This is a genomic window from Rhizobacter sp. P3_C12 (assembly GCF_056402735.1).
This window is the reverse complement of sequence record NZ_JBFUGW010000004.1, coordinates 20793-32902: the sequence shown is the minus strand read 5'-3', so window position 1 is coordinate 32902 and position 12110 is coordinate 20793. Positions and strand designations below refer to the sequence as shown.

The 12110-nt window shown below is 70.4% G+C and carries 13 protein-coding genes; 10 read left to right on the top strand and 3 right to left on the bottom strand.

The window, feature by feature from the left end; all coding sequences use genetic code 11:
* Nucleotides 1–23: 23 nt before the first annotated feature.
* The gene (locus AC1DXV_RS01645) at nucleotides 24–920 is read left to right on the top strand and encodes an SDR family oxidoreductase (protein WP_477864469.1); all 897 of its coding nucleotides are present in this window, start codon (nucleotides 24–26) and stop codon (nucleotides 918–920) included.
* Here the strand turns inward: AC1DXV_RS01645 and AC1DXV_RS01640 are convergent.
* Nucleotides 910–2220, bottom strand: coding sequence for an aspartate aminotransferase family protein (locus AC1DXV_RS01640; RefSeq protein WP_477864491.1), 1311 nt, complete (start codon nucleotides 2218–2220; stop codon nucleotides 910–912). The genes AC1DXV_RS01645 and AC1DXV_RS01640 overlap by 11 nt on opposite strands.
* A 100-nt stretch (nucleotides 2221–2320) precedes the next feature.
* On the opposite strand from AC1DXV_RS01640, the gene AC1DXV_RS01635 reads away from it, so the two are divergent.
* Genes AC1DXV_RS01635 through AC1DXV_RS01625 form a run of 3 tightly spaced genes read left to right on the top strand, consistent with a single transcriptional unit; the run spans nucleotide 2321 to nucleotide 4109 of the window.
* Complete coding sequence (locus AC1DXV_RS01635; protein WP_477864468.1) at nucleotides 2321–3178, top strand: LysR family transcriptional regulator; 858 nt, start codon at nucleotides 2321–2323, stop codon at nucleotides 3176–3178.
* A 51-nt stretch (nucleotides 3179–3229) separates the two neighbouring features.
* A complete protein-coding gene (locus tag AC1DXV_RS01630) occupies nucleotides 3230–3628 on the top strand; it encodes a GFA family protein (protein ID WP_477864467.1) in 399 nt (132 codons plus the stop codon).
* 13 nt (nucleotides 3629–3641) lie between these two features.
* Complete coding sequence (locus AC1DXV_RS01625) at nucleotides 3642–4109, top strand: type 2 periplasmic-binding domain-containing protein (protein WP_477864466.1); 468 nt, start codon at nucleotides 3642–3644, stop codon at nucleotides 4107–4109.
* Here the strand turns inward: AC1DXV_RS01625 and AC1DXV_RS01620 are convergent, their stop codons facing one another.
* Nucleotides 4110–5036: a hypothetical protein gene (locus AC1DXV_RS01620; protein ID WP_477932216.1), complete on the bottom strand. Its 927-nt coding sequence runs from the start codon at nucleotides 5034–5036 to the stop codon at nucleotides 4110–4112.
* 181 nt (nucleotides 5037–5217) lie between these two features.
* On the bottom strand, nucleotides 5218–6405 hold the full coding sequence (locus AC1DXV_RS01615; RefSeq protein WP_477932214.1) for a Fic family protein: 1188 nt from the start codon (nucleotides 6403–6405) through the stop codon (nucleotides 5218–5220).
* A gap of 181 nt (nucleotides 6406–6586) precedes the next feature.
* Between AC1DXV_RS01615 and AC1DXV_RS01610 the strand changes: the two genes are divergently transcribed.
* The 6 genes from AC1DXV_RS01610 to AC1DXV_RS01585 are packed head-to-tail and all read left to right on the top strand — an operon-like array spanning nucleotide 6587 to nucleotide 12084.
* Nucleotides 6587–6682 carry a DUF1028 domain-containing protein gene (locus tag AC1DXV_RS01610; RefSeq protein WP_477874930.1) on the top strand — a complete coding sequence of 32 codons (96 nt, stop codon included), beginning with the start codon at nucleotides 6587–6589 and terminating at the stop codon, nucleotides 6680–6682.
* On the top strand, nucleotides 6679–7650 hold the full coding sequence (locus tag AC1DXV_RS01605) for an ABC transporter ATP-binding protein (RefSeq protein ID WP_477932212.1): 972 nt from the start codon (nucleotides 6679–6681) through the stop codon (nucleotides 7648–7650). Before AC1DXV_RS01610 ends, AC1DXV_RS01605 begins: the two co-directional genes overlap by 4 nt.
* On the top strand, nucleotides 7647–8720 hold the full coding sequence (locus AC1DXV_RS01600; protein ID WP_477932210.1) for an ABC transporter ATP-binding protein: 1074 nt from the start codon (nucleotides 7647–7649) through the stop codon (nucleotides 8718–8720). The genes AC1DXV_RS01605 and AC1DXV_RS01600 overlap by 4 nt, the downstream gene beginning before the upstream one ends.
* Nucleotides 8721–8739: 19 nt before the next feature.
* A complete protein-coding gene (locus tag AC1DXV_RS01595; RefSeq protein ID WP_477932208.1) occupies nucleotides 8740–10254 on the top strand; it encodes an ABC transporter substrate-binding protein in 1515 nt (504 codons plus the stop codon).
* Nucleotides 10255–10261: 7 nt separating this feature from the next.
* Nucleotides 10262–11203: an ABC transporter permease gene (locus AC1DXV_RS01590; protein ID WP_047507078.1), complete on the top strand. Its 942-nt coding sequence runs from the start codon at nucleotides 10262–10264 to the stop codon at nucleotides 11201–11203.
* Between the two features lie 2 nt (nucleotides 11204–11205).
* Nucleotides 11206–12084 (top strand): ABC transporter permease, encoded by an 879-nt coding sequence (locus tag AC1DXV_RS01585; RefSeq protein WP_477865686.1) that lies wholly within the window; start codon nucleotides 11206–11208, stop codon nucleotides 12082–12084.
* Nucleotides 12085–12110 lie beyond the last annotated feature (26 nt).

Sequence of the window (12110 nt, the reverse complement as noted above, 5' to 3'; positions counted from 1 at the left end):
CCCTTCATTCATCGGGAGTCAGTATGCGTGTATTCGTGACGGGAGCCACCGGCTTCATCGGGTCGGCCATTGCGCAGGAGCTGCAGGCCGCGGGGCACCAGGTGCTGGGCCTGGCGCGCAACGACGCGGCGGTCGCCAGGCTGGAGGCGATGGGCGTCGAGGCGCATCGCGGCGCGCTGGCCGACATCGACCGCCTCGTCGCCGGCGCGAGGGCCTGCGACGGCGTGATCCACATGGCCTTCATCCATGACTTCAGCGCGTACGGGGCGTCGGTCGAGGCCGACCTGCGCGCCGTCGACGCGATGACCCGCGCGCTGGAAGGCACGGGCAAGCCCTTCATCGGGACCTGCGGCACGGCGCTGCTGGCGGGCGGCCGCCTCGGCACCGAAGCCGATGCGCCGACGCCCGGCACTGCGGGCCACATGCGCGCCGCGTCGGAGGCCAAGGTGCTGGCCGCTGCCGCGATCGGCGTGCGATCGAGCGTGGTGCGGCTGCCGCCATCGGTGCACGGCGCGGGCGACCACGGCTTCGTGCCGATGCTGATCGACATCGCACGCCGCACCGGCTTTGCGGCGTATATCGGCGACGGCGCAAACCGTTGGCCGGCGGTGCACCGCCCGGATGCCGCGCGGCTCTACCGGCTGGCCGTCGAGGGCGCGAAGCCGGGATCGCGCCTGCACGGCGTGGCCGAGCAGGGCGTGCCGATGCGCGAGATCGCCGAGGCGATCGGCCGCGGTCTCGGCCTGCCGGTGCGCAGCCTCACGCCGGACGAAGCGCGCGCGCATTTCGGCTGGATGGCCGGCTTCGTCGCGATCGACAACCCGAGCAGCAGCGAAGTCACGCGCCAGGCACTGGGGTGGCAACCGAGCGGGCCGGGGTTGCTGGAGGACCTGCGGGACAGCGGGTACTTCAGCGCCTGACCGCGAACCCGATCGCCCGGTCCAGCAACTCCAGCCCCAGGTCGATCTCGCCGTCGCTCACCGTCAGCGGCGGCGCCACGCGGAACACGCCGCCCATCGCCGGCAGCTTGACGATGTTCATGCTGAGCCCGAGCTTCATGCACTCGCGCGTGATCGCCTCGCCGAGCTCGAAGGCCGGCTCCTTCGTGTCGCGGCTCTTGACCACCTCCAACCCGAGCAGCAGGCCGCGGCCGCGCACATCGCCGATGCATTCGTGCCGCGACTGCAGCCGCCGCAGCCCGTGCGCGAGCCGCTCGCCGGCCACGCGGGCGCGCTCGACCAGGCCGTCGCGCTCCACCACCTCCAGCACCTTCAGCCCGACCGCCGCCGGCAGCGGATCGGACACGTGCGTCGTGTAGAACAGGAAGCCGCGCGCATGGGCTTCCTCCTCGATCGCCGCGGTGGTCACCATGGCAGCCAGCGGCAGCCCGGCGCCCAGCGTCTTCGACAGCGTCAGGATGTCGGGCGCCACGCCGTCGCGCTCGCACGCGAACATCAGCCCGGTGCGGCCGACGCCGGTCTGCGCCTCGTCGAGGATCAGCAGCATGCCGCGCTCGACGCACTTCTGCTTCAGCGCCGCCATGTAGCCCGGCGGCAGCTCGAGGATGCCGCCGCTGCTGAGGATCGGCTCGGCGATGAAGGCCGCCAGCGCGCCGGTGGATTGGCGATCGACCTGCTCGAAGCCGTCGTCGAGCTCGCGGCGCCAGTCGAGCGTGCCATCGGGGTGGGTGAAGCGCGGCCGGTACGCATTCGGTGCCGGAATGGCCATCGAGCCGACCGAGGCCGGCCCGTAGCCCTTGCGGCCGGCGCTGTAGGTGGCCGACGCCGCGGCCCCCGTCATGCCGTGCCATGACTGCGTGAAGCCCACCACCTCGTGCCCGCCGGTCACCAGCTTGGCCATGCGCAGCGCGGCCTCGTTGGATTCGGCCCCGGTGCTCAGCAGCAGGCAGCGTTCCAATCCGGGCGGTGCGTGCTGTGCGATCTTCGCCGCGAGTGCCACGACCGGGCGCGACAGCATCCCGCTGAACAGGTGATCGAGCGAATGGATCTGCTCGGTGACGACCGCGGCGATGTCCGGGTGCGAGTGCCCGAGCACCGCGCTCATCTGCCCCGACGTGAAATCGAGGATCGCCCGGCCGTCGGCGTCGTACACGAAGCTGCCCTTCGCGCGCTCGATGATCAGCGGCTCGAAGCTGCCGCCATAGCGGATCAGGTGCTGGCGCGCCTGCTGCCAGAACTGCGGGTCGTCGTTCCTGCTCATGATGGTGATGGCCTCGTGGTGGAGTTGTGGCATCTTGCGCACCRGCGGGCGCTTCGTGAAGCGAATAGTTTTGGAACGAGCCATCAGGAGAATTCATACCGTGGGCCAGTCACTCGACATCGACCTGCTGCGCAGCTTCGTCGCCATCGCCGAGACCGGCGTGCTGGGCCAGGCGGCCGCGCGCGTCGGGCGCACGCAGTCGGCGCTCAGCATGCAGATGCAGCGGCTGGAAGGCGTGGTCGAGCAGCCGCTGCTGTTTCGCACCGGGCGCGGCGTCACGCTCACCGCGGCCGGCGAGCGGCTGCTGGCGCACGCGAGGCAGCTGCTCGCGCTGCACGACGAGACGCTCGCCGAGCTGCGCGGCGAGCAGCTCTCGGGCGTGCTGCGCTTCGGCTGCCCGGACGACTATGCAGTGGTGTTCCTGCCGCACCTGCTGCGTGGCTTCGCCAGCCTGAACCCACGCGTGCAGCTGGAGGTGGTGTGCGCGCCGACGCCGCGCCTGCGCGAACTGCTGGCGCGGCATGCGATCGACCTCGCGCTGGTGTCGGTGACAGGTCACGTGGAGGGCAGCGACGTGATCCGCCGCGAGCCGCTGGTGTGGGTGGGGCAGCGCGGCGGCAATGCCGCATCGCTCGACCCGCTGCCGCTTGCGCTCGGCGCGCCGGATGCGTTCGACCACCAGGCGCCGCGGCAGGCGCTCGATGCCGCGGGCCGGGCCTACCGGCTGGCCTGCGCGAGCAGCAGCCTGGCCGGGCTGGTCGCGATGGTGCGGTCGGGCCAGGCCATCACGGTGCTGACGCAGACCGCCGTGCCCGACGACCTGCAGGTGCTGCCGGCCGATGCCGGGCTGCCGGTGCTGCCGACGGTCGGCATCGCGCTGGCGTTCGACCGCGAGCAGCCGTCGGCGCTGGTGTCGGCCTTCGGGGCGCATGTGCGGCAGGCCCTGCCGCTCGCGTAGGGCGGCGATCCGGCCGGCTACAGTTTCGACTCCACCCCGACGGAGCCCACCTTGCACACCGGCACCTGCCTCTGCGGCACCATCCACTACGAGATCGACGGCCCGATCGGCGCGGCCGTCTACTGCCACTGTTCGCGCTGCCGCAAGGCGAATGGCGCGGCCTTCGCGGTGACCGCGCCGGTCGCAGCGAAAGACCTGCGCTTCGTCGCGGGCGAGGCCGCGCTGAAGATCTTCAGCACCGCCGAAGGCATCCACCGCGTGTTCTGCGCCGAGTGCGGCTCGCCGATCCTGAGCCGGCGCGACTCCGCGCCCGACGTGGTCCGGCTGCGCGTCGGCAGCCTGAACACGCCGCTGCCGCAGGCGCCGTCGGCCCACATCTTCGTCGGCTCCAAGGCCGAGTGGTTCGAGATCCACGACGGGCTGCCGCAGCACGCCGAGCGGCTGGCGTAGGAACGGGCACCGCATGCACGACGACCACCAGTTCTGGTTCCGCTCCGACCTGTTCCGTATCGACCCCCACGAAGACGAGCAGACGAATCCGCACTGCTACGGCCGCGAGTTGGCCGCCTGGATCAAGGCGCGGTTCACCGAGCTCGACTACACGCCGGAAGACGTGATCACCGAGGACTGGGGCTGGTGCGTGATGCTCGACCGCAGCGACGGACTGCTGTGGATCGGCTGCGGCAACGTGTGGTTGCCGGACCTTCTCGGCAAGATGAGTGAAGCGCAGCGGGCCGCGTTCGTCCCCGACGGCGCGTCGATGAAGTGGACCGCCTTCGTGGGCTTCGACCGGCCGATGTGGTCGCTGCGCTTCGCCAGGCGGCGTGCAGCGATCCAGCGTCTCGCGCAAGAGGTCGCGAAGGCGGCCTCCCGGCTGGAGGCCGTCCTGCGGGCCGAGCGCCGGATCTCGCTCGTCCCGGAGGAAGACTGATCAGTTCGTCGAGCTGCTCGCCGACGAAGCCGGTGGCGACGGCGGGGTCGGCGTCGGCTTGAACAGCGCGGTGGCCTGCCACGTGCCGGTGTCGTCGCTCGCCGGGCCGGCCAGCGTGCCCGACAGGTTGCCGTCGGCCGCCAGCGTGCCGGTGCCGGTGAGCACCGTGCTGCCGGCCGTCAGCTTCAGTGTCAGGCTGCCGTCGGCGGCTTGCGTGCCGGTCACGTCGTAGACCGTCTTGCGGGCGTGCTGCTTGCCGCCATGGCTGCCCCAGGGCGTGATGCTGCTCGCGTCACCGCCGGCCGCTGTCACCTTCTCCTGGTAGCTGGTCACCAGCGCGGTGGTGTCGGTCCGGAACTGCTCGGTGCGGGTCTTCACCGCATCGATGAAGGTCTTGATCGCGGCCCGCTGGGCCTCGTTCAGGCGGCGGCCGGCATCGGGCGTCGCGGCGGCCTCGAGCGCCGTCTTCAGCGTGGCCTGCAGCGCCTCGACATCGGTCTTGTATGCGGTCTTCAGCGCTTCGAGCGCGGTGGCGAACTCGGCCTGCAGCGCAGTCACCGCATCGCTCGGCGTGGCGGTCAGCTTGCCGCCGATCAGCTTGCCGGTGAGGGCGGTGCTGCCGTCGTCCTGCGCGACGCTCTGCAGCACCAGCGTGCCGTCGAGGGCCTGGCCGGCATCGGTGCCGGCGGCGATCTTGGCCGCGAAGGTGTACAGCGCGGCCTCGACATGGCTGCCGTTGAAGCGGCTGCCTTCGCCGGTGACGGTGCGCACCGACAGGCCGGCGGCCGACTCGCTGACGGTGACCGATGCGGCCGAGGCCGATTCGCCGTCGGCGCTCTTGTCGGCGCCGCCGCAGCCGAAGAGCAGGGCGCTGGACAGGGCCAGCGCGGACCATTGGAATGCGGACGTGGGCTTCAGCAACTTCATGAGTGACAACTCCTCTGATGCGTTCTTGGATGAAGCGCACTGCATGGAGCGGTGCGCCGGTGGGGACTGCCGGCGCAATGTAGGTTGGCGATTGCACGCTGTCGCGGCTTCGTAAGCTGCATCGGCCTGCACTTACCAAATGCACGGAAAGTGGTGGAGCCGCTTACGCGCGGCACTGAATTCACACGACTGTGTCGCCGTTGAAATGATCCGTCACCCCGTGGGTCCATCCCGGCACGTTGACGAAGTAGCGCACGGCCTTGCCCTGGCCTGTCGTCCACAGCAGGCCGTGCCGCACCAGGTCGGCCAGGTCGCGGGTCGCTGTCGGCTTCGAGGTGCCGGTGAGCTTGATGTACTTGTCGGCATTCAGGCCGCCGAGGAAGCCGCCGTCGCCGTCGTCGAGCAGCCGCTGCAGGACCTTGCGCTGGCGCTCGTTGAGTTCGAGGTGGGCGTGCCCTTGCCAGAACCTGGCCTTCTCGATCGCGCGGTCGATCACCTGGCTCGAGCGCTCGCAGGCCAGCGCGAACTGCTGTGCGAACCACAGGACCCAGTCGGTGGCGTCGCCGTTGCCGCGCTGGGCGGCGTTCAGCGCGTCGTAGTAGCCCTTGCGCGACGCGAGGAGCTGGCGCGACAGGCTGTACAGCCGCACCGGAACGCGATGGTCCTGTGCGATCGCCATGTCGACGACGGCGCGGCCGACGCGGCCGTTGCCGTCTTCGAACGGATGGATGCTCTCGAACCACAGGTGGGCCAGCGCCGCTCGCGCCAGCCCGTCGAGCACGGGCAGGCGAGCCGGCTGCGGCGTGGTCTTCGCGAACCACGCGAGGAAGCGGTCCATCTCCTTCGCGACCCGGCGCGACGGCGGGGCTTCGTAATGAACCACCTCCTTGCCGGGCGGGCCACTGACGATCTGCATCGCCTCGGCGTGGTCGCGCCAGCGGCCCACGGCAATGCGCCGCAGGCCACTCGTTCCGCCAGGAAACAACGCCGATTGCCAGCGCTGCAGGCGCTCGCCATCCAGTGGCGTGTCGAACCCGTTCATCGCGTCGTTGAGCACCTCGACCAGGCCATCGACATGGCGATCACGAGGCCCTGTCGTCGCGAGGCCGAGCCGGCGCATCACCGACGAGCGCACGGCCGCAGGGTCGAGCCGTTCGCCTTCGATCGCGGCGGTGGCGATCACTTCGTCTTCCATCAACTCGCGGGCGACCTGCCCGTCGCGCTCGATGCCGATCGCCTGCGCCTTGCCCTCCACCAGGCCCTGCATGCGGCGCGCATGCGCCAGTGCCGGCCCGACCCGTGCGGGGTCGAAGCTCAGCGCGGGCCACGCCGGCTGCTGCCAGACATAGAGGGGCTTGGTGGAAACCATGAGCCGCATTCTAGGCGATTCGGCTCAAATAGTGAGCCGCAAATCTGGATTTGCGGCTCACGCGGTGCCGGCCGCCATTCGATGTGGCACACGGCTTGCAACCCCGTCGGTCTTCTGCCAGAGAACACGAATATGTCGTTGAGATCATGTTTGCAAGCGCTTCGCTGAGGCGCCTGCGGCGATGACCTGGTCCATCATTGCGCGCGACGGCCAGGGGCGTTTCGGGGTCGCGATCGCGAGCCGCTTCCTCGCCGTCGGTGCGTTGTGCGCACCATGACGGCGCTGCTCGAGGTGCGCCAGCTGCGCACGCTCTTCAAGACCGACGACGGCGAGTTCGCCGCGGTCGATGGCGTCAGCTTCGAGGTGCAGGCCGGCCGCACGCTGGCGATCGTCGGCGAATCGGGCTGCGGCAAGAGCGTGACCTCGCTGTCGATCATGGGCCTGGTGCCGTCGCCGCCGGGGCGCATCGCCGGCGGCTCGGTCCGCTTCGAGGGCCGCGAGCTGGTCGGTGCGCCGGCGCAGGCGCTGCAGGACCTGCGCGGCAACGGCATGGCGATGATCTTCCAGGAGCCGATGTCGTCGCTGAACCCGGTCTTCACGATCGGCGAGCAGATCGTCGAGGGCCTGCTGCGCCACCGCCGCATCGGCCGCGCCGAGGCCCGCGAACAGGCGCTGGCGATGCTGCGCAAGGTGCGCATCCCGGCACCGGAGCAACGCTTCGACGAGCATCCGCACCAGCTCTCGGGCGGCATGCGCCAGCGCGCGATGATCGCGATGGCGCTGGCCTGCGAGCCGCGGCTGCTGATCGCCGACGAGCCGACCACCGCGCTCGACGTGACGATCCAGGCGCAGATCCTCGCGCTGATGCGCTCGCTGCAACAGGAGACCGGCACCGCCGTCATCCTGATCACGCACGACCTCGGCGTCGTCGCCGAGGTGGCCGACGAGGTGGTCGTGATGTATGCCGGGCGCATCGTCGAGCGCGCGCCGGTGCAGGCGCTGTTCGAAGCGCCGCAGCACCCGTACACGATCGGCCTGCTCGGCTCGGTGCCGCGGCTCGACGGCGAGCGCACGCGGCTCGCGTCGATCGACGGCCAGGTGCCGAGCCCGCTGCGCCGCCCGCCGGGCTGYGGCTTCGCCGAGCGCTGCCCGTTCGCCGAGCCGCGCTGCCGCGAGGCGGCGCCGGAGTTGTACGAACTGGCACCGCGCCATGAGGCGGCGTGCTGGAGGGCACCGTTGCCATGAGCGATCCCATCGGCGATCCGTTGTTGAAGGTGGACGGCCTGGTCAAGCACTTCCCGGTGCGCCGCGGGCTGTTCGGGCGTGCGAAGGGCGCGGTGCGCGCGGTCGACGGCATCGACCTCACGATCGCGCGCGGCGAGACGCTCGGCGTGGTCGGCGAATCGGGCTGCGGCAAGTCGACGCTCGGCCGGCTGGTGCTGCGGCTGATCGAGCCGAGCGCGGGGCAGGTGCGGTTCGACGGGCAGGATCTCGGCGCGCTCGATGCCGCCGCATTGCGCGCGCAGCGCCGCGCGATGCAGATCATCTTCCAGGACCCGTTCTCGTCGCTGAACCCGCGCATGACGGTCGGCCAGACGCTCACCGAGCCGCTGATGCTGCACGGCCTGCACACCGGCCGGCACCGCGAGCGCGTGGCCGAGCTGCTGCACACCGTGGGCCTGGCGCCCGAGCATGCGCAGCGCTTTCCGCACGAGTTCTCCGGCGGCCAGCGCCAGCGCATCGGCATCGCGCGGGCGCTGGCGGTCGAGCCGAAGCTGATCGTCTGCGACGAGGCGGTGTCGGCGCTCGATGTCTCGGTGCAGGCGCAGGTGGTGAACCTGCTGCAGGACCTGCAGCAGCGCTTCGGCATCGCCTACCTCTTCATCGCGCACGACCTGGCGGTGGTCAAGCACATCGCGACGCGCGTCGCGGTGATGTACCTCGGCCGCGTCGTCGAGCTGGCCGACAAGCGCACGCTGTTCGCGGCGCCGCGCCACCCGTACACGCAGGCGCTGCTGTCGGCGATTCCGGTGCCCGAGCCGGGCCTGCTGCGCCAGCGCGTGCTGCTGGCCGGCGACGTGCCGAGCCCCGTCAACCCGCCGGGCGGCTGCCACTTCCACACGCGCTGTGCGCATGCGCGCGAGCGCTGCGCGCAAGAGGCGCCGGCCCTGGAGCTGCACGACGGCCAGGCGGTCGCCTGCCACTTCTGGCGCGAGCTGCCGGCGCTTGCGCCGCTCAAGCCCGCGGCCGCCACCACGCCGGCCAGCATCCGCCTCGCGCGCCTGCAGGCCGCCTTCATCCAAGCCACCCCTTGATCTGTTCCTGGAGTTCACGATGACGTATCCGATGACCCGATGGATCCCCGCGCTGCTGCTGGCGGCCGCGCCGCTGCTCGCGCCGGCGCAGACGCTGCGCGTGGGCCTGGCCGAAGACCCCGACGTGCTCGATCCGTCGCTCTCGCGCAGCTTCGTCGGCCGCGTCGTGTTCAGCGCGCTGTGCGACAAGCTGTTCGATGTCGACGAGAAGCTCGCGATCCAGCCGCAGCTGGCCACCGGCTACGAGTGGTCGGCCGACAGCAAGACGCTGACGCTGAAGCTGCGCCCGGGCGTGACCTTCCACGACGGCGAGAAGTTCGATGCCGCGGCCGTCAAGTTCAACATCGAACGCCACAAGACGCTGCCCGGCTCGAACCGGCGCGGCGAGCTGGCGCCGGTCGCGACGGTCGACGTGGTGGACCCGCTGACGGTGAAGCTGAACCTGTCGGCACCGTTCTCGCCGCTGCTCGCGCAGCTGGCCGACCGCGCCGGCATGATGGTCTCGCCGAAGGCGGCGCAGGCGGCCGGCGACAAGTTCGGCACGAAGCCGGTGTGCGCCGGGCCGTTCAGGTTCGTCGAGCGCGTCGCGCAAGACCGCATGGTGTTCGAGCGCTGGCCGCAGTACTGGAACAAGGACGCGATCCACTTCGACAAGATCGTCTACACGCCGATCCCCGACGCGACGGTGCGGCTGGCCAACCTGAAATCCGGCCAGCTCGATTTCATCGAGCGCGTCGCCTCCAGCGACATGGAGAAGCTGCAGTCCGACAAGAAGCTGAAGACCTCGCGCATCACCGAGATCGGCTACCAGGGCATCACGATCAACCTGGCCAAGAGCGACAAGGCGAAGCAGAACCCGCTGGGCCGCGACGCCCGCGTGCGCGAGGCCTTCGAGCTCTCGCTCGACCGCCAGGGCATCGCGCAGGTGGTGATGGACAACGAGGCGACGGTGGGCAACCAGTGGGTCGCGCCGGGCAACGCCTGGTACGCGAAGAACGTGCCGGTGCCCAGGCGCGACATTCCTCGCGCCAAGGCCCTGCTGAAGGAAGCCGGCATCCCGAACCCGAGCTTCACGCTGGTGGCGCCGACCACGTCGGACGCGCAGCGCCTGGCGCTGGTGGTGCAGGCGATGACGCGCGAGGCCGGCTTCGACGTGAAGATCCAGGCCGCCGAGTTCGCGACCTCGCTGAACATGGCCGACAAGGGCGACTTCGAGGCGCTGGTGCTGGCGTGGAGCGGCCGCGCCGATCCGGACGGCAACCTGTTCAGCTTCCACGGCTGCAAGCAGCCGCTGAACTACGCCGGGTATTGCGATGCCGAGACCGATGCGCTGCTGACCCGCTCGCGCGAACTGCGCGACCCCGCCGAGCGCAAGAAGGTGTTCGAGCAGATCGCCGCCCGCGTGCTGAAGGAGCGCCCGATCGTCTACCTGTACCACCGCAACTGGCTGTGGGCCTACAACGCGAAGCTCGGCGGCGTGCGCAACGTGCCCGACGGCCTGCTGCGCGTCAGCGGCCTCAAATTCGCGCCGTGACCCGCTGATGTTCGAGTACCTCGTCAAGCGCGTCGCGACGCTGCTGCCGACGCTGCTGTTCGTCTCGATGCTGATCTTCGGGCTGCAGCAGCTGCTGCCCGGCGACCCGGCCAAGATCCTGGCCGGCGAAGACCAGGATCCGCAGGTGGTGGCCTACCTGCGCGCCAAGCTGCATCTCGACGAGCCGCTGCCGCTGCGCTATGCCCGCTGGGTGGGCGGCGTGCTGCAGGGCGACCTCGGTGAATCGGTGCGCAACCAGCAGCCGGTGCTCGAGCTGATCCTGCAGAAGCTGCCGGTGACGGTGGAGCTCGCGCTGCTGGCGATGGCGATCGCGCTCGCGATCGGCATCCCGTCGGGCATCGTCTCGGCGGTGGGGCGCGGCACGGCCTGGGACTGGGCGGCCAATGCGTTCGCGCTGTGGGGCATCTCGACGCCGAACTTCTGGCTCGGCATCCTGATGATCCTGCTGTTCTCGGTGCAGCTCGGCTGGCTGCCGGCCTCGGGCTACGTGAGCCCGTTCGAGGACCTGGGCGCGAACCTGGCTGCGATGATCATGCCGGCCTTCGTGCTCGGCAACGCGATCGCCGCGGTGCTGATGCGCCACACGCGCAGCGCGATGCTGCAGGTGATGTCGGCCGACTACGTGCGCACCGCGCGCGCCAAGGGCCTGAGCGAGCGCACCGTGGTGCTGAAGCACGCGCTGCGCAATGCGCTGACGCCGATCATCACGCTGGGCGCGCTGGAGCTGGGAACGCTGCTGTCAGGCGCGGTGCTCACCGAGCAGGTGTTCACGATCCCGGGCTTCGGCAAGCTGGTGGTCGATGCGGTGTTCAACCGCGACTACGCGGTGGTGCAGGGCGTGGTGCTCGTCACCGCCAGCACCTACATGCTGCTCAACCTGCTGGCCGACCTGGCCTACTTTGCGGTCAACCCGCGACTGAGGCGCTGACGATGGCTGCCGTGCTTCCTCTCCCCGTTGCGCCGCGTTCCGAGGCCGGCCCGTGGCGCCGCGCCTGGCGCCGGCTGAAGCGCCGCCGCGGCGCGCTGCTCGGCCTCGCGGTCGTGCTGCTCTTCATCGCGATCGCCTTCTTCGCGCCGTGGTTCGGCCTGCAGGATCCGGTCGCCACCAGCTGGAGCGCGATCCGCAAGGCGCCGAGCGCCGAGCATTGGTTCGGCACCGACGAGATCGGCCGCGACGTGCTGTCGCGCGTGGCGTGGGGCACGCGCGCGTCGCTGCTCGCCGGGCTGGTGTCGGTGAGCATCTCGCTGCTGCTGGGCGTGCCGATCGGGCTGGCCGCGGGCTTCCTCGGCGGGTTCGCCGATGCGCTGATCTCGCGCATCACCGATGCCTTCCTCGCGTGCCCGTTCCTGATCCTGGCGATCGCGCTGGCGGCCTTTCTCGGGCCGAGCCTCTCCAACGCGATGATCGCGATCGGGGTGTCGGCGACGCCGATCTTCGTGCGGCTCGCGCGGGCGCAGGTGCTGAACGTGAAGGTCGAGGATTACATCGAGGCGGCGCGTGCGGTCGGCAACCCGCCGTTGCGCATCGCGTTGCGACATGTGCTGCCGAACATCACGCCGCCGGTGATCGTGCAGGCGACGCTCGCGATCGCGTCGGCGGTGATCGCCGAGGCCAGCCTGTCATTCCTCGGGCTCGGGCAGCAGCCGCCGGCGCCGAGCTGGGGCAGCATGTTGAATACTGCGAAGAACTATGTCGACTCGGCCCCGTGGATGGCGATCTGGCCGGGCGTGTCGATCTTCCTGCTGGTGCTGTCCTTCAACCTGCTCGGCGACGGGCTGCGCGATGCGCTGGATCCGCGCCAGCGATGATGAATTCCCGGATTGGCATCCGGGCT